The 21,510-nt window shown below is 31.0% G+C and carries 18 protein-coding genes; 16 read left to right on the top strand and 2 right to left on the bottom strand.

Going from position 1 to position 21,510, the window contains the following annotated elements; translation table 11 throughout:
• The first annotated feature begins 20 nt into the window (after nucleotides 1-20).
• The 13 genes from cysQ (at nucleotide 21) to EC396_RS06940 (ending at nucleotide 11,888) form a co-directional block, all read left to right on the top strand.
• Entirely contained in the window at nucleotides 21-815 is a 795-nt protein-coding gene (cysQ, locus tag EC396_RS07000; protein ID WP_129365995.1) for a 3'(2'),5'-bisphosphate nucleotidase CysQ, read from the top strand.
• Nucleotides 812-1,402: an adenylyl-sulfate kinase gene (gene cysC, locus EC396_RS06995; RefSeq protein ID WP_129365994.1), complete on the top strand. Its 591-nt coding sequence runs from the start codon at nucleotides 812-814 to the stop codon at nucleotides 1,400-1,402. Before cysQ ends, cysC begins: the two co-directional genes overlap by 4 nt.
• A gap of 252 nt (nucleotides 1,403-1,654) precedes the next feature.
• The gene (locus tag EC396_RS06990; RefSeq protein WP_129365993.1) at nucleotides 1,655-2,887 is read left to right on the top strand and encodes a hypothetical protein; all 1,233 of its coding nucleotides are present in this window, start codon (nucleotides 1,655-1,657) and stop codon (nucleotides 2,885-2,887) included.
• Nucleotides 2,888-3,180: 293 nt separating this feature from the next.
• Nucleotides 3,181-4,038: an ATP phosphoribosyltransferase gene (gene hisG, locus EC396_RS06985; RefSeq protein ID WP_129365992.1), complete on the top strand. Its 858-nt coding sequence runs from the start codon at nucleotides 3,181-3,183 to the stop codon at nucleotides 4,036-4,038.
• A gap of 196 nt (nucleotides 4,039-4,234) precedes the next feature.
• Nucleotides 4,235-5,518, top strand: coding sequence for a histidinol dehydrogenase (gene hisD, locus EC396_RS06980; protein WP_129365991.1), 1,284 nt, complete (start codon nucleotides 4,235-4,237; stop codon nucleotides 5,516-5,518).
• Between the two features lie 83 nt (nucleotides 5,519-5,601).
• Nucleotides 5,602-6,642, top strand: a complete 1,041-nt coding sequence (gene hisC / locus EC396_RS06975; RefSeq protein WP_129365990.1) for a histidinol-phosphate transaminase — start codon at nucleotides 5,602-5,604, stop codon at nucleotides 6,640-6,642.
• Nucleotides 6,642-7,775, top strand: coding sequence for a bifunctional histidinol-phosphatase/imidazoleglycerol-phosphate dehydratase HisB (gene hisB / locus EC396_RS06970; protein WP_129365989.1), 1,134 nt, complete (start codon nucleotides 6,642-6,644; stop codon nucleotides 7,773-7,775). Before hisC ends, hisB begins: the two co-directional genes overlap by 1 nt.
• Nucleotides 7,776-7,852: 77 nt before the next feature.
• Entirely contained in the window at nucleotides 7,853-8,446 is a 594-nt protein-coding gene (gene hisH, locus EC396_RS06965; protein WP_129365988.1) for an imidazole glycerol phosphate synthase subunit HisH, read from the top strand.
• A complete protein-coding gene (locus EC396_RS06960) occupies nucleotides 8,440-8,649 on the top strand; it encodes a four helix bundle protein (RefSeq protein WP_129365987.1) in 210 nt (69 codons plus the stop codon). Before hisH ends, EC396_RS06960 begins: the two co-directional genes overlap by 7 nt.
• Nucleotides 8,650-8,747: 98 nt before the next feature.
• Nucleotides 8,748-9,497, top strand: coding sequence for a 1-(5-phosphoribosyl)-5-[(5-phosphoribosylamino)methylideneamino]imidazole-4-carboxamide isomerase (gene hisA / locus EC396_RS06955; RefSeq protein ID WP_129365986.1), 750 nt, complete (start codon nucleotides 8,748-8,750; stop codon nucleotides 9,495-9,497).
• Between the two features lie 78 nt (nucleotides 9,498-9,575).
• On the top strand, nucleotides 9,576-10,331 hold the full coding sequence (gene hisF / locus EC396_RS06950; RefSeq protein ID WP_129365985.1) for an imidazole glycerol phosphate synthase subunit HisF: 756 nt from the start codon (nucleotides 9,576-9,578) through the stop codon (nucleotides 10,329-10,331).
• An 80-nt stretch (nucleotides 10,332-10,411) separates the two neighbouring features.
• On the top strand, nucleotides 10,412-11,011 hold the full coding sequence (hisIE, locus tag EC396_RS06945) for a bifunctional phosphoribosyl-AMP cyclohydrolase/phosphoribosyl-ATP diphosphatase HisIE (protein WP_129365984.1): 600 nt from the start codon (nucleotides 10,412-10,414) through the stop codon (nucleotides 11,009-11,011).
• Between the two features lie 202 nt (nucleotides 11,012-11,213).
• Nucleotides 11,214-11,888: a DUF2461 domain-containing protein gene (locus tag EC396_RS06940; protein WP_129365983.1), complete on the top strand. Its 675-nt coding sequence runs from the start codon at nucleotides 11,214-11,216 to the stop codon at nucleotides 11,886-11,888.
• Between the two features lie 68 nt (nucleotides 11,889-11,956).
• Here EC396_RS06940 and EC396_RS06935 read toward each other — a convergent pair whose 3' ends face one another.
• Both EC396_RS06935 and EC396_RS06930 read right to left on the bottom strand, forming a co-directional pair.
• Complete coding sequence (locus EC396_RS06935) at nucleotides 11,957-14,032, bottom strand: endonuclease (RefSeq protein WP_129365982.1); 2,076 nt, start codon at nucleotides 14,030-14,032, stop codon at nucleotides 11,957-11,959.
• A gap of 102 nt (nucleotides 14,033-14,134) precedes the next feature.
• On the bottom strand, nucleotides 14,135-15,343 hold the full coding sequence (locus EC396_RS06930; RefSeq protein WP_129365981.1) for an RsmB/NOP family class I SAM-dependent RNA methyltransferase: 1,209 nt from the start codon (nucleotides 15,341-15,343) through the stop codon (nucleotides 14,135-14,137).
• A gap of 100 nt (nucleotides 15,344-15,443) precedes the next feature.
• Here EC396_RS06930 and recG point away from each other — a divergent pair, with 100 nt between their 5' ends.
• The 3 genes from recG (at nucleotide 15,444) to EC396_RS06915 (ending at nucleotide 21,409) form a co-directional block, all read left to right on the top strand.
• Nucleotides 15,444-17,549 (top strand): ATP-dependent DNA helicase RecG, encoded by a 2,106-nt coding sequence (recG, locus tag EC396_RS06925; RefSeq protein WP_129365980.1) that lies wholly within the window; start codon nucleotides 15,444-15,446, stop codon nucleotides 17,547-17,549.
• Nucleotides 17,550-17,874: 325 nt separating this feature from the next.
• On the top strand, nucleotides 17,875-20,301 hold the full coding sequence (gene pheT / locus EC396_RS06920) for a phenylalanine--tRNA ligase subunit beta (protein WP_129365979.1): 2,427 nt from the start codon (nucleotides 17,875-17,877) through the stop codon (nucleotides 20,299-20,301).
• 76 nt (nucleotides 20,302-20,377) lie between these two features.
• Nucleotides 20,378-21,409, top strand: a complete 1,032-nt coding sequence (locus tag EC396_RS06915; RefSeq protein ID WP_129365978.1) for a quinone-dependent dihydroorotate dehydrogenase — start codon at nucleotides 20,378-20,380, stop codon at nucleotides 21,407-21,409.
• The last annotated feature ends 101 nt before the right edge of the window (nucleotides 21,410-21,510 follow it).

The raw sequence follows: 21,510 nt of genomic DNA, 5'->3' as shown, positions 1-21,510 counted from the left end.
TGAAAAGTGTACCAAAACACATGAGAAAATTATTAAAAATTGCAATTGAAGCAGCAATAGAGGCAGGTTTAGAAATCATGAAAATCTATGCTGAAGATTTTAAAGTAGAAATAAAATCAGACAATTCGCCTTTAACTATGGCAGATCAAAATGCCAATAAGGTTATCAATTCATTTTTAATAAAAACGGCTATTCCAATTATTAGTGAAGAAAACAAGCAAACAGATTTTTCGGAACGTAAAAAATGGGACATTTGTTGGATGGTTGATCCATTAGATGGTACCAAAGAATTTGTAAAACGAAATGGAGAATTTACAGTAAATATTGCATTGATTAAAAATAACAAGCCTGTTTTAGGTGTTATTTATGTACCTGTAACCAAAACTTTATATTACGGAATAGTTGATGATTTAAAGGCTTATAAAACTGTTTTAAATGCTCATAAATTTACAGTTGAAGGATTGTTTTCTTCAAAAGATGAAATAAAACCTTTGGATATTAATCAGCAAATAATCAAGGTTGTTGGAAGTCGATCACATAAAAGTGCTGAAACGGAAGCATTCATTCAAAGTATAGAGAATCAAGGTAAGCAGGTTGAAATTGTTTCAAAAGGTAGTTCGTTAAAATTTTGTTTGGTTGCTGAAGGTGAAGCAACAGTATATCCAAGATTTGCGCCAACAATGGAGTGGGATACAGCTGCTGGTCACGCAATTTGCAATGCAGTTGGATTGAAAGTTTGGCAGGATACAAAAGAAAATGAGTTATATTACAATAAAGAAAATTTGTTGAACCCTTTTTTTATAGTTGAAAAATGAGCACAAACAACATAGTTAAGCAGGAATACACAATTAACAGGCAAGATCGTGAAAAAATAAACAAACATCATTCATTTTTGGTGTGGTTTACTGGTTTGTCGGGTTCAGGAAAATCTACCATTGCCAATTTATTGGAAAAGCGTTTACACCAACTAAATATTCATACTTATTCATTAGATGGTGATAATTTACGTAGGGGTTTAAATAAAAATTTGGCTTTTTCAAAAGAAGATAGAAATGAAAATTTACGTAGAACGGCTGAAGTTGCAAAACTTTTTATAGATGCAGGAGTTGTTGTAATAGCAGCATTTATTTCGCCTTATATTAAAACACGCGAAGAAATAAAAGAAATTGTTGGCGCCGATAATTATGTTGAAGTTTATGTAAATACTGCTTTAGAAATTTGTGAACAACGAGACGTAAAAGGCTTGTATAAAAAGGCCAGAAGAGGAGAAATTAAAAACTTCACAGGAATTAGCTCTGCTTACGAAGCACCAATAAATCCTACTGTAGAAATAAAAACACCATTAGATTCGCCACAAGCAGCTGTAGACAAAATTATGGCAGTTATTAAAGGTAAATTATAGCAGTAAGTTTAGACTGTGTTAATGTGATTTTAAAAATAGCTTGACTTAGTAGAGTGTATATTAGAAATAGATAATTTAGTTTTTATAGAATTAAAGCACTTATTAAGTAGTTTTTAACATTTAATCTTTAAGTGTTTTAAATTATGCATAAGTAAATTTAAAAATATTAAGAATGCTTAAATTATTTATAGGTTTAATAATATAAATAAATCTGGATATTTTGTAATATTGATTCATATAAATTGATATAAAATGAAAAAAACACTTACAATTTTTATGGGTTTTATTTTTTGTGCGATAAGTTTTTCACAAGAAAAGTTTATAAATTATGCTTCAAAAGACAGTATAAATGGGCAATCTAAAGTAAAAGGAAGTATAGGCGTAAGTTTAAAAATGAACGGTTATTTTGATTTTTTTGGAGGTTTGCAAGACAGTGAAACTTTTAATGTAGGCAATATCAACGTTTTTGGAACCGATGATTCGGGGAGTTTTAAGGTAGATTTATACCAAACTCAAATAAAGTTTGAGTCTTTGGTTATGACCAAAAAAGGAAAGCAAGTAAATGGTGTTGTTGAATTTGATTTTTGGGGAGGAAATGGTAAAATGAGATTAAGAAAAGCTTATGTGGCCACTGACCATTGGTTAATTGGACAATCTTGGGTTCAATATGGTGATGATGAACTTTGGCCAAATATTATGGAATGGGAAGGTCCACCTTCTGGAATTTGGGTAAGAGCACCTCAGTTGAGTTATTTTAATTCGTTTAGAAATAAAAATTGGAAATATGTATTGTCTTTTAATGCACCCATTATAGATTATGAAAAATATGGAGAAATTGAACCATTGCTTGAAGAAGCCTATCAAACAACACCCGATTTTAGTGCTGCTTTAAAATATGAAAACAATTGGGGACATCTTAGGTTTTCGTCAATTTTAAGAAATGTGAACTATATATATGACGATCATCAAAATAATTTTATTGGGTATGGATTTTCATTGTCAGGTATTTATTTACATAATTTGAATAATTTTCAATTTCAATTAACAGGAGGGAAAGGTGTTTCAGCATATATTACAAGTGTTCAGGGGTATGGTTATGATGGTTATCCAAATATTAACAATCAATTAAATGCAACTCCTGCTTTTGGAGGGTGGGCATCGTATGAATTATTTTATACACCAAAAATACATAGCACTTTTGTGTTAGGGTATACAAATTTTAAATTAGACAATGTAAATCGTATAATTTTTTCAGAAAGTAATGATTTTTCAGAATTTTTAATTAATGGTAATGTTGAAAACTATCACTATTACGGAATTGTAAATTTAATGTATGATCCTATAGAAAGAATGACTATTGGAGTAGAAGTAGACTATGGAAATAAAAAACTTTCTTTTGACGGAAGTGTAAATAATCAATTTATAGATGATTATCAAAATAGAGATGCGATGCGTTTAAGTTTTGGTTTTATGTATGCTTTTTAAAAAAAATAATAATTTTTAATGTTAATTAATTAACGATTTAATAATATGTGTAAATTTTTTAATTTTAATCTTTACATGTTTTCAACATTTATTTATATTTGTGCTTTAAAATAATAAAAACAATGAATTTTATTCAATTACATCATCATCATTTTTATACTGGCAATCAAGCGAGCTAAAAATGTATTGAATAAATTCAAAATATATTTATAAACCCGTTTGAGTAATTCAAGCGGGTTTGTTATTTATATACCTTAAAAAATGTTGAATACTCAAACATAAAAACAAAAAGAATGAACAAAATTAAAATTGCAGTTCAAAAAGCAGGTAGATTGAATGAAGATTCTCTTCAGTTATTAAAAGAATGTGGTATTTCAATCGACAATGGAAAAGACCAATTAAAAGCTTCAGCAAGTAACTTTCCTATGGAAGTTTTGTATTTACGAAACGGAGATATTCCTCAGTATTTAAGAGATGGCGTAGTTGATATTGCTATTATTGGCGAAAATGTATTGATTGAAAAAGGAGATGATATCATTATTGCTGAGCGTTTAGGTTTTTCAAAATGTAGAGTTTCAATAGCTGTTCCAAAAGGTGTAAAATACAAAGGAATTAAAGATTTAGATGGTATGCGTATTGCAACATCTTATCCAAATACTGTAAAAGCTTATTTTAAAAAGTTTGATGTTACGCCAGATATTCACCTAATCAATGGTTCTGTTGAAATTGCGCCAAGTATTGGTTTGGCCGATGCTATTTGTGATATTGTTTCGAGTGGTAGTACTTTGTTTAAAAACAATTTAAAAGAAGTTGAAAAAATGTTAACTAGTGAAGCTGTTTTAGCTGTTTCACCAAACATTTCTGAAGAAAATCAACAAATACTAAATAAATTACTATTTAGAATTCAATCTGTTTTAAAGGGAAGAAAATCAAAATATGTTTTGATGAATGCGCCAAACGACAAAGTTGAAAGCATTATAAAAATATTGCCAGGAATGAGAAGTCCTACTGTAGTGCCTTTGGCAGAAGCAGGTTGGAGCTCTATACACACCGTTGTTGATAAAGACTCTTTTTGGGAAGTTGTAGACCAGCTAAAAGAAAATGGTGCTGAAGGTTTGTTGGTTGTGCCTATTGAAAAAATGGTATTATAAAATCCCCCTAGCCTCCTAAGGGGATAAAAGGTGAAAAGTCTGAAAGTCGGAAGACCGAAGACCGAAGTAAATTGGTGGTTGAGCGTAGTCGAAACCATTATAGTTGTTAAAGCTAATTTGAAAGACCGAAGTCGAAACTATAAAAACAACTCCCTTTCGTTTGGAAAGGGTTGGGGATAGGAAATAAATAAAAAAAATGAAAAAAGTAATAAATCCGCCAAAAAGTGAATGGTTAAAGTTGTTAGAAAGATCAACTCAAACTGTTGAAGCTATTGAAGAAAAGGTAATTGCAATTTTTAACGATGTTAAACAAAACGGAGATAAAGCTGTAAGGCAATATACTACGATGTTTGATAAAGTTGAATTGGAAGATTTATTTGTTTCAGCTGAAGAAATAATAGAAGCAGAACAATTGGTTTCTGATGAACTGAAAGAGGCTATTTGTGTTGCAAAAACAAATATAACAGCATTTCACGCAGCTCAAAAAACAGCAAAAGTAGCTATTGAAACTACTGAAGGTGTTGCTTGTTGGCAAGAAAAAAGACCAATTCAAAAAGTTGGTTTGTATATTCCAGGAGGAACGGCACCACTTTTTTCAACGGTGTTAATGTTGGCAACACCTGCTAATATTGCAGGTTGTAAAGAAATTTTATTGGCATCACCACCAAATAAACAAGGTAAAATTCACCCAGCAATTATTTATGCTGCACAACAATGTGGTGTTACTAAAATTTTAAAAGTAGGTGGTATTCAGGCTATTGCAGCAATGACTTTTGGAACGGAAAGTATTCCGCAGGTTTATAAAATATTTGGACCAGGCAACCAGTTTGTAACTGTTGCAAAACAATTGGCAACCAAATTTGGAGTGGCTATTGATATGCCTGCAGGTCCAAGTGAGTTATTGGTAGTTGCGGATGATAGTGCCAATGCGAGTTTTGTAGCTTCCGATTTATTGAGTCAGGCTGAACACGGAACCGATAGTCAGGTGATATTAGTTTCAACTTCAAAAGAAAAAATAATTGAGGTTGAGCAAGAAATAGAATCTCAATTACAAGCTTTATCAAGAAAAGAAATAGCAATTAAAGCCATAGAAAATTCAAAATTAATTTATGTTGAAAGTAAAGAAATTGCTTTAAACATGATTAACGAGTACGGTCCTGAGCATTTTATTGTTTGTACTCAAACAAACGATTTTTATGTTGATGGTATTGAAAATGCGGGTTCGGTTTTTATAGGTGATTATACACCTGAAAGTGCAGGTGATTATGCATCGGGCACCAATCATACATTGCCAACAAATGGCTATACAAAAGCATATTCTGGGGTTAATTTAGATTCGTTTTTAAAAGCGATTTCATTTCAAAAAATTTCAGAAAAAGGAATTCAAAATATAGGGAAAACAATTGAAGTATTGGCAGGTGAAGAAGGGTTAGATGCTCATAAAAATGCTGTAACTTTGCGTTTAAATAGTTTAAAATAAATGTCATTTTAATAAGCAAAAGCTAAATAGCAATTTAGTTGTTACACAAAATATAAAGTTTGCTTGCTATAACAAATGAAAATATGAAAATTGAAAAATTAGTTAGAGATAATATCAAAAAATTAAAACCTTATTCATCGGCAAGAGATGAGTATAAGGAGTTTAAAAAAGATATGATTTTTTTAGATGCCAATGAAAATCCATTTATAAATGGTGTAAATAGGTATCCAGATCCTCAACAAACAAATGTTAAAATAGAATTATCTAAATTAAAAAGTGTTCCTGTAGATCAAATTTTATTAGGTAATGGAAGTGATGAGGTGTTGGATTTGATTTTTAGGGCTTTTTGTGAACCAAAACAAGACAATGTAATTACATTACCGCCAACCTACGGGATGTATAATGTGTTGGCAAATATCAATAATGTTGAAGAAAGAACAGTACAATTAACGCCTTGTTTTGAACCAAATATTGCTCAAATTTTAAAGGCAATAGACGAAAATTCAAAAATTTTGTTTTTATGCTCTCCAAACAATCCAACGGGGAATTCGTTTTCAAATGAAGCTGTAGAGGTTTTACTTAGTTCATTTCCAGGTTTGGTAGTAATAGATGAGGCTTATATCGATTTTTCATCTAAAAAAAGTTGGTTAAAAAGGTTGAATGAATTTCCTAATTTAATAATCACTCAAACTTTATCTAAAGCTTATGGTTTAGCAGGTATAAGGTTGGGTATTTGTTATGCTTCAACAGAAATTATTTCAATTTTAAACAAAATAAAACCGCCTTATAACGTAAACGAATTAACACAGCAAAAGGCTGTAAGACGTTTGTTAACTCAGCAAAAAGTTCAGGAAGAAATTGATATTTTATTAGAAGAACGTAAAAAGTTATTGTTAAGATTAAACACCGTTTCTTATATCGAAAAAATTTACCCAACTGATGCAAATTTTATTTTGGTAAAGGTTGATGATGCTGTTAAAAGATACAATCAGCTGTTAGAAAAAGGAATTGTGATTAGAAATAGAACCACGCAACCGTTGTGCGAAAACACGTTGAGGTTAACAGTAGGTACTAAAAATGAAAATAAAGTGTTAATTAAGGCATTAAGAGATATTGCAAAATAATGAAGAAAGTACTATTTATTGACCGTGACGGAACGATGATTAAAGAACCAGCTGATGAGCAAATTGACTCGTTTGAAAAATTGGTTTTTTATCCAAAAGTATTTACTTATTTAAGTAAAATTGCCAAAGAATTGGATTTTGAATTGGCTATGATTACCAATCAAGATGGTTTAGGAACTGATGTGTATCCTGAAGATACTTTTTGGCCTGTTCATAATTTTATTATGAATACTTTTGAAAATGAAGGCGTTGTGTTTCAAGATGTGTTTATTGACAAAACTTTTCCACACGAAAATGCCAATACCCGAAAACCAAAAACAGGTTTGTTAACCAAATATTTTACAGAAGCATATGATTTGAAAAATTCTTTTGTAATTGGAGATCGTTTGACCGATGTTGAATTGGCAAAAAATTTAGATGCAAAAGCTATTTTTATAAATGACAATACCCATTTAGGTATCAATGAAATTTCAGTAAAAAGAAATGATTTGGATTCATTTATTGCACTAGAAAGCAACGATTGGCAAGAAATTTACGAGTTTTTAAAATTAAAAAACCGTACTGCTGAATTAACGCGTAATACCAACGAAACAAAAATTTACATCAAATTAAATTTAGATGGTACTGGTAAAAGCGACATTTCAACAGGAATTGCATTTTTTGACCATATGCTAGATCAAATTGCGCGTCACGGAAGTATGGACTTAACAATTCAGGTTCAGGGCGATTTAGAAGTAGATGAACATCATACTATTGAAGATACTATGATTGCTTTGGGCGAAGTATTTTCAAAGGCTTTAGGAAATAAATTAGGAATAGAACGCTATGGTTTTTGTTTGCCAATGGACGATTGTTTAGCGCAAGTAGCTATTGATTTTGGTGGTAGAAACTGGTTGGTTTGGGATGCAGATTTTAAACGAGAAAAAATTGGTGAAATGCCAACTGAAATGTTTTATCATTTGTTTAAATCGTTTACTGATGGTGCACGTTGTAACCTTAATATTAAGGCTGAAGGCACCAATGAACACCATAAAATTGAAGGTATTTTTAAAGCATTTGCAAAGGCCATAAAGGTTGCTGTAAAACGCGATCCTGAAAAAATGATTTTACCAAGTACAAAAGGACTTTTATAAGGTGAAATATTAAATATTAGAAGTATGAAGTTAGTTAAACTTTTAACTTCTAATATCTAACTTTTAAAATTAAAAAATTGAAAATAGTTATCATAAATTACGGTGCAGGAAATATTCAATCTATCAAATTTGCGATTCAGCGTTTGGGTTATGAAGCAGTTTTATCGCACGATGAAGAAGAAATTAGAAATGCCGATAAAGTAATTTTTCCAGGTGTGGGTGAAGCAAGCAGTGCTATGGAAATGCTAAAAGCAACCGGATTAGACAAAGTAATTCCAACATTAAAACAACCTGTTTTAGGAATTTGTTTAGGAATGCAATTGATGTGCAGGTATTGTGAAGAAGGTGATACAAAAGGTTTGGGTATTTTTGATTGTGACGTGTTAAAATTTGATGCTACTGAAAAAGTACCTCAAATTGGGTGGAATCAAATTGAAAACTTGAAATCAGCTATTTTTGAAGGCATTAACGAGAAAGAATATATGTATTTGGTGCATAGTTACTATGTTTCGTTAAACAATGAAGCTATTGCAACAACCCAATACGGAATTACATACGCCTCAGCTTTACAAGAAAAAAACTTTTACGGTGTACAATTTCACCCCGAAAAAAGCAGCAAAGCAGGAGCTAAAATTCTTGAGAATTTTTTAAAGTTAGAAGTTCAATATTAGATATTAGAAGTTCAACAGCCGATTTTATCAATAAATTGAAAATAGTTGAAGAAGAAATTGATGAAAGTGTTTATTGGTTAGAAATTTTTGAAGAAATAATGACTGATAATTTAGATGAAATTCAACAGTTAAAAAAAGAAGGAAATGAGCTGTTGGCTATTACAGTAGCTTCAATAAATACAGCAAGAAGAAATAGTAAATAAAAGAAGAGGAATATTAGAAGTTAAATATTTGATATTAAAAGTTTAAACTTCTTATATCAAATATCGTAAATCTAATATCGTAAATCATATATTAAAAAATGAGAATAATTCCAGCAATAGATATCATCAACGGAAAATGTGTACGTCTTTCAAAAGGCGATTACGCAACACAAAAAATTTATAACGAAAATCCGTTAGAGGTAGCTAAAATGTTTGAAGCACACGGTGTAAAACATTTACATTTGGTAGATTTAGATGGTGCAAAAGCAAGTCATATTGTAAATCATAAAGTATTGGAAAGTATCGCTTCAAACACAAATTTAAGTATTGATTTTGGTGGTGGATTAAAATCTGATGACGATTTGCGTATTGCTTTTGAAAGTGGTGCAAATCAAATTACTGGTGGAAGTATCGCTGTTAAAAATCCTGATACATTTAAAAGTTGGTTGCAAAAATTTGGAGCAAATAAAATTATTTTAGGTGCCGATGCAATGGACGAAAAAGTTGCTGTAAGTGGTTGGTTAGAAGAAAGTAAAGAGGAATTGATACCATTTATTCAAAATTATATGAGAGAAGGTGTGCGCTACGTAATTTGTACCGATATTGCAAAAGATGGTATGTTACAAGGTCCGTCTTTTGCTTTGTATCAAAAAATATTAGATCAAACCAATTTTGTTAGTTCGAGCGCAGTCGAGAAGATTAAGCTAATTGCCTCAGGAGGAATTTCAACATACGATGAATTACCGCGTTTGGCTGAAATGGGTTGCGAAGGAACCATTGTTGGTAAAGCAATTTACGAGCATAAAATTAGTATGAAACAAATAGAACAATTTATATTACAAGGTTAGATATACGATATTAGAAGTAAAAAAGCATTCTAAAATGAATACTTCTAATATTTAATATTTAATATCAAACTTTAAAAAATGTTAACAAAAAGAATAATACCTTGCCTTGATATTAAAAACGGAAGAACTGTAAAAGGGGTGAATTTTGTAGATTTACGCGATGCTGGTGATCCTGTTGAATTGGCTGAAATTTATGCAAATGAAGGTGCCGATGAATTGGTGTTTTTAGATATTACAGCAACTGAACAACGCAGAAAAACGTTGGCTGAACTGGTGATGCACGTGGCTGAAAAGGTGAATATTCCATTTACTGTTGGTGGTGGAATTTCATCAGTTGAGGATGTTGAAATTTTACTAAATTCTGGAGCTGATAAAGTTTCAATCAATTCTTCCGCAGTAAAAAATCCGCAATTAATCAACGATTTGGCCGCAAAATTTGGAAGTCAGTGTGTGGTTGTTGCTATTGATGCCAAACAGATTAATGGAGAATGGATGGTGCATTTGGTTGGTGGAAAAGTGCCAACAGATATCAAATTATTTGATTGGGCAAAAGAAGTTGAACAACGTGGGGCAGGTGAAATTTTATTTACCTCAATGGATCACGATGGTACAAAAAACGGATTTGCAAATAAAGCCTTGGCTTATTTAAGTGAGTTGGTTAATATACCAATAATTGCTTCGGGTGGCGCAGGAAATATGCAACATTTTACCGATACTTTTATTGAAGGAAAAGCCGATGCAGCTTTGGCAGCAAGTGTTTTTCATTTTAAAGAAATTGAAATTATAGATTTAAAAAACGAATTAAAAAGGAATAATATTCCGGTAAGATTATAATTTTACTGGTAGTTGAGCAAATCAGAAACAACTATAAATTGTGATTTCGACTAAGCTCAATCACCATAAAACATACAATTATGAATATAGATTTTAATAAAAACAACGATGGTTTAGTACCGGCAATTATTCAAGATGCAATAACAAAAAAAGTGTTAATGCTTGGGTATATGAATCAAGAAGCTTATGCCAAAACTATTGAAACGGGTAAAGTGACTTTTTATAGTCGAACAAAAAACAGATTGTGGACCAAAGGTGAAGAAAGTGGAAACTTTTTAAATTTGGTTTCTATAAAAAACGATTGTGATCAAGATACTTTGTTGATTAAAGTAAATCCTGTTGGACCAACTTGCCACAAAGGAACAGATACTTGTTGGGAAGAAACAAACGAGCAGTCTTTTGGATTTTTATCAGAATTAGAAGATGTAATAAAAAGTAGGAGAGAAGATGCCAATTCAAAAAAGAGTTATGTAGCTTCTTTGTTTGAAGCAGGTATCAATAAAATTGCTCAAAAAGTAGGTGAAGAGGCTGTTGAAATTGTTATTGAAGCAAAAGATGATAATGAAGCGTTATTTTTAAATGAAGGAGCAGATTTGTTGTTTCATTACTTAATTTTACTACAAGCTAAAGGTTATACTTTAAAAGATATTGTAGCTGTTTTGCAAGGAAGACATAAATAAATTACGAATTACGAATTTTTAGAATTAACTTCTAATATTGTATTTCTAACTTCTAAAGTTTAAAATCGGACGTTTAATGGTGGCTGAGCGAAGTCGAAGCCATAATTGATAGAAAATGTATAATTTGAAAGCTAGTTACTAATTTTAATTAATATCGTATATTTAACTTCTAATTTCTAAACTTTAAAATCTAACATTCAACATGGCTTCAATATCAAAAACCACACTCGATTTCCTTTCTTCTTTAAAAGAAAATAACAATCGAGATTGGTTTAACGATCATAAAACCGAATTTCAAAAAGAGCAAAAGAAGGCCAAAGAGTTTTACAATGCCATTTTAGAACAGTTAAAGTTGCATGATGATATTGATCAATTTAAATTGTTTCGCATTTATCGTGATGTGCGTTTTTCTTTAGACAAAACACCTTACAAACCTCATTTTGCAGGAAGTTTTTCAAGAGCTACCAATAAGTTAAGGGGCGGTTATTATTTGCGAATTAGACCAGGAGAAAGTTTTTTAGCTGGTGGTTTTTGGGAACCAAATAAAGAAGATTTATTGCGAATTAGAAAAGAATTTGAAATGGATGCTTCTGAAATACGACAAATAATCACCAATCCAACATTTGTAAAGTATTTTGGAACTTTAAAAGGTGATGCTTTAAAAACTGCACCACGTGGCTTTGATAAAGAACATCCTGATATGGATTTGATACGAATGAAACAATTTATTGTAATTCGTAATTTTACGGATGAGGAAATCTTAAGTCCTAATTTTTTAGAAGAAGTTACAAATTCATACAAAGCAATGCGTCCTTATTTTGATTATATGAGTGATGTGCTAACAACCGATTTAAATGGTGTTTCAATTATAGCATAAAATAAGAGGCTGTATAAAAAGTTTACTTTTTATACAGCCTTTACTTATTTAAAATAGCTAAAAATATACTATTCTATAATAATTCTTTTTGTAGCAACAGCTTCATTGCTTTTTACTTTTAATAGATAAACCCCAGTTGGAATGTAATCAATCATCACTTTATGATCTTTTGATGAGGGATTTTTTATACTTTTTATAAGCTGACCAGTAATAGCATATAATTGTATAGAAGTTATATTGTTATTAGATAAACTTATGGTTATAGTATTGTTTTTTGAAGGATTAGGATAAACATTGAATAGATTTTGTTCTAAATCTTCATTTGAAAGTGTGTTGTAACAAGTCCAAGTAATATCATCTACAATTAATTGTTTTTCGGTAATATTTCTAATTTCAATTTTCACATTTCCAGAGATATTTATTCCGCTAACGGTAAAAGTTTGCGTATCTGTATTGTCCCAAGCAATTGATGTTCCTTTTGAAATATCATTAATTAATAATTCAACCTGTCTGTCTCCACCACCTGTAAAAGCTTTCTTTAAACTACACGTAAAATCTCCAATTCCACCAGAAATTGTAGAAGATACAACTTTACTGTTGCTTGTTTGTCTTCTTAACATAATACCCGTTCCATCTATTACAAACCCATCATTAGCTCTAGCATGTGTGTAAGTCCAGGTTATAGCGTTATCCCCAATAAATGACCCATCTCCATAACTACCTGTAGGGGTGTTAGTTGCATTGGTAAAAGTTTCAGTGCCACAAAATGAACTAGCAGCTAAAGTTGTAGTTGTTTCTGTATTACTAACAACTGAAGTATTATTAGCAGCGTCTTTTGCATAAACCGTAAAGGTATAAGTAGTTTCAGGTGTTAAATTAGTAGCTGTATAAGAATTTGTATTAATAGATTCTAAAAATAAGCCATTTTTAAAAACTTCATAAAAAGTTACTTCTACATTATCTGTTGATGTTGTCCAAGTTAAATCAACAGATGAGCTTGATATATTTGAAGCAATTAAATCAGTAATTGTTGAAGGTTTCTCTGTATCAATAAAATTATCAGTTGTAGCCGTTTCTGTATTGCTTACTGTTGAAATATTTCCAGCTGCATCTTTAGCGTAAACAGTAAAATTGTATGCTGTATTTTTAGTTAAACCAGTTACTGTTTTTGTGTTTGTTGTTGAGGTTGTGTATAAATTACCATCAACAAAAATTTCATATTTTGTAACACCGATATTGTCGGTTGAAGCAGTCCAAGCTAAGTCTACAGTGGTATTTGTAATGTTTGAAGCAACTAAATTTGTTGGAGTTGAAGGTTTTTCGGTATCTGGAGTTGTTGTAAAAGCACTCCAAATAACATTTACATATTCAGGATGATCTATATATGGGTTTCTATTTCCTTGGTAAGCGTACGCAGCATTATTTCGGTCAATTTCACGTGTGCTAACAGGGTCGTTAGTATGCCATTTTACCAATAAAGTAATAAACCAATCTTCGTAAACTTGATCTTTAGTACCATTAATCATATCGTGCGACCAACTATCAATTTGAGTTTCATAACGAGTTGCAAAATATAACAAACAACGAGCTATATCTCCTTTAAATTCATCAATTGGCTCAAATACAGTACCGTTATATCCTAGAGTTGAATTAGCTCCTAATTTAGAGCCATTTAAAGAAGTCCAAGTTGGGTTTGTAACTTCTCCAAAAGGGTAATTATTTCTTTGTCCGTTTACTTTACCATCTGAAGGAACCACATGATGAATGTCGTTTTTCATAGGTGAAGCACTTCCAAAAATACCTTGAGGAAATAAATGTTCTCTATTGTAACAATCACTTTCAGAACTGTAATTACCACAATTATTTGAGCCATGATTGTAGTTGTAAGGATCATTTCCTAAAGGATTTTCAGAATACATGTCTAAAACAGTACCATCATTTTCATAATAGCTATCATTATCTGTGGTTTGGTAACCTGTATATAATGCTGTATAGCCATTGTCTATATGACCATTTGAAATGATGGAATTTAATTGTGATTTTAGGGTATAGCCTGTTCCTGTTGCACTATCATAATAACCACTCGGAATTTGACCGTAAGTTGTTAATGAAATTAAGTAACATAAAAGTAAAAGTTTTTTCATAAAAATGTGTTTAAATTTTTAAAGCACGAATTTATGAAAAAACTAGTTTTAAGTATTAATTTAACATTAATTAGAACTGACTTGTATTAAATCTAGGTTAATTTAACTTTTTCTTTCAAGTAAAGCCATATAAAAACCGTCGTAACCTGTTTTAAAAGGAGATACTTTATGGTCTTTAGTAATTATCCAATTTTCGTTGTTTTTTAAGAAATGTTTTACTTGTTTTTCGTTTTCCGAAGGTAAAATAGAACAAGTTGCATAGACCATTTTTCCACCAACTTTAACCAATTGCGAGTAGTTTTCTAAAATTTCGGCCTGTGTTTTAATTATATTTTCAACAAATTCAGGTTGTAATTTCCACTTGCTATCAGGATTTCTTCTTAAAACACCAATACCACTACAAGGCGCATCAATTAAAACGCGATCTGCAGTTCCTTTCATTTTTTTAATTACTTTTAAAGAATCAATTTCTTTGGTTGTAACATTAAAAACACCAGCTCTACGAGTTCTGATTTTTAATTTTTTCAATTTACTTTCGTAAATATCTGTAGCAATAATCTGACCTTTGTTTTCCATTAAAGCTGCCAAGTGTAATGTTTTTCCACCAGCACCAGCACATGTATCAATAACACGCATACCTGGTTGAACGTCTAAATAGGCTGCAACTAATTGAGATGAAGCATCTTGCACTTCAAACAAACCATCTTTAAAACAAGCCGTAGTAAATACATTTGCACGTTCAATTAAGCGCAATGCATCTGGATAACCTTCAATAAAAGTAGTTTCAATGCCTTCTTCAGCCAATTTGTTTTTTAATGACACTTTATTGGTTCTAAGTGTGTTGGTTCTTAAAATAACTTCAGCTTGCATATTTAAAGCCTCAATTTCTTTACTCCAATGCTTTTCACCTAATTCTTTTACACCCAATTCATCTAACCAATCTGGAATAGATTCTTTAAAAACACGTTGACTTTGTAATTCGTCAAATTTACCTTTAATTCGTCTTTCAGGAACATCTTGTAATTGGTTCCAATCTGGTAATTTATAACCTTTTAAAATGGCGAAAACAGCAAAGTTTTTCCAAACATTTTCAGTAGTGTAATGATATTTAGTTCCAGCAATTTCGTTGTACAAACGTTTCCAACGTACCATTTCATAAATTGTTTCGGCAACAAATTTACGGTCTCTTGCTCCCCAACGGGCATCACGTTTTAATGCTTTTTGAACGACTTTATCGGCATATTCCCCTTCATTAAAAACAAGTTTTATGGAGTCAATAACTGTAAATACTAGGTTTCTGTGTAATCTCATATTAAAAAATTGTGGTGGCAAAGATACGCATTTTGTTCATTTAAAAATGTAATTGTTTATTGCTCTTTGAATTATTACCTTCGTACTTTGTATTTTGTCAATGTCGGTAGCAACTTTAAACACTTCTATATCATATTTAAAAGGCGTAGGACCTAGCAGAGCAGATTTGTTGAAATCTGAATTGGGGATTTTCACGTTCAATGATTTGTTGCATTTTTTTCCGAACAGATATATAGACAGAACCCAGTTTTTTAAAATTAATCAGTTGCAACAAAATACGGCTGAAATTCAAATTATTGGAAAAATTACCCATATTAAAACGGTTGCCCAAAAAAAAGGGAGTCGGTTAGTAGCTACTTTTATTGACGAGACTGGTAGTATGGAATTGATTTGGTTTCGTGGTGCAAAATGGATTAAAGACACATTAAAGGTAAACACACCGTATGTTATTTTTGGAAAATTGACCTATTTCAACGGTTTGTTTTCTATGCCGCATCCCGAAATGGAATTGCTTGTTGATTATAAAAAAAATCTTCGAACAGCAATGCAACCTGTTTATCCTTCAACCGAAAAATTAACCAATAAAGGCATTACAAACAGGGTTGTTTCAAAAATGATTCAAACACTTTTTGAAGAAGTTGAAGGAAGATTTACGGAAACCTTATCGGATGAAATTATTCAAAAGTTTCACTTGCTCTCTAAAAGTGAAGCCTTGCTAAATATTCATTTTCCGCAAAGTCATGATTTGTTAACCAAAGCCCATAATCGCTTAAAATTTGAAGAATTATTTTTTATTCAGCTGCAATTAATTCGAAAAAAATTAATCAGAAAATCTAAAATCAAAGGTTATAATTTTGAAAAAGTAGGTGCTTATTTCAATTATTTTTATAAAAATAATTTACCATTTGATCTTACAAATGCGCAAAAAAGGGTTTTAAAAGAAATTAGAAAAGACATTGGTTCTAATGCCCAAATGAACCGTTTGTTGCAAGGTGATGTGGGTTCTGGTAAAACCATTGTTGCATTGTTAACTATTTTGATAGCTTTAGATAATGGCTTTCAGGCTTCATTAATGGCGCCAACCGAAATTTTGGCAACACAACATTTTAATGCCATTAAAGAGTTGTTGGTAGGAATGGATTTGAATGTGAAATTGCTAACAGGTTCAGTAAAAACCAAAGAACGAAAATTGATTCATCAGCAATTAGAATCGGGTGAATTACATATTTTAATTGGCACACATGCTTTGATTGAAGATAAAGTTCAGTTTAAAAATCTAGGCATTGCTATTATTGATGAACAACATAGATTTGGTGTTGAACAACGATCTAAAATGTGGCATAAAAACGATTTACCGCCACATATTTTGGTAATGACAGCAACACCTATACCACGTACTTTGGCAATGAGCGCTTATGGCGATTTGGATATTTCTGTAATTGATGAATTGCCGCCAGGAAGAAAAGAAATTGCTACTGCGCACAGATACGACTCTAACCGTTTGTCTGTTTTTAAATTTTTGAAAGATGAAATTGCTAAAGGTAGACAAGTTTATATTGTTTATCCGTTAATCAACGAGTCTGAAGCAATGGATTATAAAGATTTGATGGATGGTTACGAAAGTATTTCACGTGAATTTCCTGTACCAAAATATCAAATTAGTATTGTACATGGTAAAATGAAGGCTGAAGATAAAGAGTACGAAATGCAACGTTTTATTAAAAACGAAACTCAAATAATGGTGGCAACTACCGTTATTGAGGTTGGTGTAAACATACCCAATGCCAGCGTTATGGTCATTGAAAGTGCTGAGCGTTTTGGCTTGTCGCAATTACATCAATTACGAGGTAGAGTAGGTCGTGGCGCTGAGCAAAGTTATTGTATTTTAATGACCAGTTTTAAATTATCTGCCGATGCTAAAATTAGATTGGAAACCATGGTAAAATCTAGCGATGGTTTTTATATTGCAGAAGTGGATTTGAAATTACGCGGTCCAGGTAATTTAATGGGTACACAGCAAAGTGGCGTGTTAAATTTAAAAATTGCAGATATTATTAAAGACAATGTTATATTAAAAACTGCCAGAATATTAGCAATTGAATTATTAACAAAAGATCCGTCGTTAAGTTTGCCAGAAAATAGATATATAAAAACCGCTTACCTAGAGATAAGTAAAAAAAGTACTATTTGGCAAAATATAAGCTAAAAAAAAGGTTTAAATGAAGTAAAATAAAAAGTTGTAAAGAACAAAAAACAACTTTTATTTTACTTCACAAAAACCAGTGAATAACAATCAATCAAAAAAAATCTATTTTTTTAAAACTTAATTTAAGTTTTTTTATTTCTTTTTTCGTTTTACAATTATACAATTTCGAAAACGATATAGATGTTAAAAAAACTATAAAAAAAATATAAAAAACAAGAATTTAATTTCACTATTAAACATTAGAGTTGACTAATTTTTAGGTTTAAACTTAGGTAGCATTTAAGTTGTATTGTTTATATTTGCACCTTGTTAAAATAAAAACTACATGAAAATATCATACAATTGGTTGAAACAATTTTTAAAGGTTGATTGGGAAGCTGAAAAAATTGGAGAATTACTGACCGATTTAGGACTAGAAGTTGAAGGAATTGAAACTGTAGAGTCTATTAAAGGAAGCTTAAAAGGAATTGTTGTTGGTAAAGTTTTAACTTGCGTTCAGCATCCAAATGCAGATAAGTTAAAGATTACAACAGTTGATATTGGATCTACTGAAATTTTACAAATTGTTTGTGGTGCGCCAAATGTTGCTGTTGGACAAACAGTGCCTGTAGCTACTATTGGTACAACTTTATATGATGATAAGGGAAATAGTTTTGTTATTAAAAAAGGCAAAATTAGAGGTGAAGAAAGTTTTGGAATGATTTGTGCCGAAGACGAACTTGGTTTGGGAACAAATCATGATGGTATCATGATTTTAGATGATGAATTAGTTGCCGGAACCGCAGTTTCAAAAGTTTTTAATATTGAAAAAGATGAAGTTTTTGAAATTGGTTTAACACCAAACAGAGCCGATGCAATGAGCCACTTAGGTACTGCACGTGATTTAAGAGCTGGTTTAATTCAAAACAATGTGTCTTTAGAATTGATTTCACCTTCAGTTAGCGATTTTCATGTTGATGAAAGAACATTAAAGTTTGATGTTGTTGTTGAAGATGCTGAAAAAGCACCTAGATATGCAGGTTTAACCATTTCAAATATAACAGTTAAAGAGTCTCCTTCTTGGTTACAAAACAGGTTAAAAGCAATAGGTTTAAGTCCTATTAATAATGTAGTTGATGTTACTAATTATGTTTTACATGAATTAGGGCAACCTTTACATGCTTTTGACGCTTCAAAAGTAAAAGGAAATAAAGTTATTGTTAAAACATTACCAGCTGGTACAAAATTCACAACTTTAGACGGTGTTGAACGTAGTTTACACGAAGAAGATTTGATGATTTGTAATGGCAATGAAGATCCAATGTGTATTGCAGGTGTTTTTGGAGGAATAGACTCAGGTGTTTCAGCCAATACAACTTCAATATTTTTAGAAAGTGCTTATTTTAATCCTGTTGCTGTAAGAAAAACAGCAAAACGTCATGCTTTAAATACAGATGCTTCTTTTAGATTTGAAAGAGGAATAGATCCAAATATTACAGAGTATGCTTTAAAACGTGCTGCAAATTTAATTTTAGAAGTAGCAGGTGGAAAAGTAACTTCAGAAATTACAGATTTATATCCATCAAAAATTGAGGATTTTCAAGTGTTTTTATCGTTTCAAAAAATGGATCGTTTAATTGGTTCTGAAATTCCAAGAGAAACTGTTAAAAATATTTTAGCATCATTAGATATTAAAGTTAACAATGTTACAGAAAGTGGAATAGGATTAACCATTCCTTCTTACCGTGTTGATGTAACTCGTGAGGCTGATGTAATTGAAGAAATTTTAAGAGTTTATGGTTATAACAATGTTGAATTTTCTCATAAATTAAACACATCAATTTCTTTTTCAGAATTTGATATAGTAAAGGTTGAAAATGTAGCTGCTAACCAATTAGTTTCTCAAGGTTTTTATGAAACTATGGCAAATTCATTGACAAAATCAGATTATGTTTCTTTGTCTGAAATGTTAAATGAAGATCAAAATGTAGCCATGTTAAATCCTTTAAGCAACGATCTAGGTGTCATGCGCCAATCATTGTTGTTTAGTGGTTTAGAGTCTGTTATTTATAATATCAATAGAAAAAACGGTTCTTTAAAACTTTTTGAATTTGGGAAAACATATCACAAATTTGAAAGTGGTTATAGCGAACAAAAACATTTAACTTTATTTGTTTCAGGAAACAGAACAAAACACAATTGGAATGTTGCTCAAAAATCGTCGGATTTCTTTTATTTAAAAGGAACGGTTGTTAGTTTGTTAAACCGATTGGGAATTCAAAATGTAAAAACAACTCCAACTAAAAATGATGTTTTTTCTGAAGGAATTACATTGAGTTTGGGCAAAATTAAATTGGTTGATTTGGGTGTTGTAAAACGTTCAATTTTAAAAGAATTTGGTATTAAACAAGAAGTGTTGTTTGCCGATTTTAATTGGGAAAATGTTTTAAAAGTAGGCGGTAAATCACAAATAAAAATTGCTGAATTACCTAAATTTCCTTCTGTAAAACGTGATTTCGCCTTGTTGTTAGATGAGCAAGTTACTTTTAACGAAATTTATAATTTGGCTTTTCAGGCAGAAAAAAACTTATTAAAAGATGTTGATTTGTTTGATGTTTATGAAGGTGATAAATTAGAAAATGGTAAAAAATCGTATGCGGTTAGCTTTTTATTACAAGATGAAAACAAAACCTTGAACGATGTTCAAATAGATAAAATAATGCAAAAATTGCAACAAACATTTGAAAAAAATGTTGGAGCAACTTTACGTTAAATAAAAAGTTTTTAATAATTAAGCCTTTAGATTATTTTCTAAGGGCTTTTTTTTAATTTTGCACAAACATAACTTTATGTATAAAATTATAATTCGCCCTCTGTTTTTTCTTTTCGATCCTGAAAAAATTCACCATTTTACATTTTCATTGATTAGATTTCTTGCTAAAATACCTGGTGTTTCAGCTATTTTTAGAGGTCTTTTTCAAGTAAATAACCCAAAATTAGAACGTAAACTTTTCGGACTTACTTTTAAAAATCCTGTTGGTTTGGCTGCTGGTTTTGATAAAAACGCAGTTTTATTTAATGAATTGGCCGACTTTGGTTTTGGTTTTATTGAAATTGGTACGGTAACGCCAAAAGCACAAGAAGGAAATCCTAAAAAACGAATTTTTAGATTAAAAGCAGACAATGGTTTAATTAACCGAATGGGTTTTAATAACAATGGTATTGAAGCTGCAATTGAAAATTTAAAAACCAACAAAGGAAAAATTATTATTGGAGGAAATATTGGAAAAAATACAGCTACAATGCCTGAGGGTTATACCGAAGATTATTTGGAATGTTTTAATGCGCTTCACCCATATGTAGATTATTTTGTGTTAAATGTTAGCTGTCCAAATGTTAGCAGTCACGCAAAATTAACTGATAAAGATTATTTAGTTGAGTTAATTACCAAGGTGCAACAAGCCAATAATAAGTTTTCAGTTCAAAAACCAATACTATTAAAAATTGCACCCGATTTAAACAATGTGCAATTAGATGAAGTAATTGAAATTGTTGCAGAAACCAAGATTGATGGTGTTATTGCTTCAAATACATCGGTTAACAGAGAAGGTTTAATAGCTTCAAAAGAACAATTAGAAGCTATAGGAAATGGAGGTTTAAGCGGAAAACCAATTAAAGATAGAAGTACCAATGTGATAAAATATTTGTCAAAAACTTCAAACAAAGCTTTTCCAATTATTGGAGTTGGAGGTATACATGCCGCTGAAGATGCCTTAGAAAAATTAAATGCTGGAGCAGATTTGGTTCAAATTTATACCGGATTTATATATGAAGGTCCTTCATTGGTGAAAAAAATTAATAAGGCAATTGTTAAGTCTTAAAGTCTAAAGTCGGGAAGCCGAAGATTACTGGTGGCTGAGCGTAGTCGAAGCCTTAAATAATCCTAAAATCGCAAGTCTAAAGTCTAAAGTCTAAAGTTAAT

The sequence above is a fragment of the Lutibacter sp. HS1-25 genome (assembly GCF_004121075.1).
GTDB lineage: Bacteria > Bacteroidota > Bacteroidia > Flavobacteriales > Flavobacteriaceae > Lutibacter.
The sequence above is the reverse complement of the archived record's forward strand: the minus strand, read 5'-3'. Positions and strand labels throughout refer to the sequence as shown.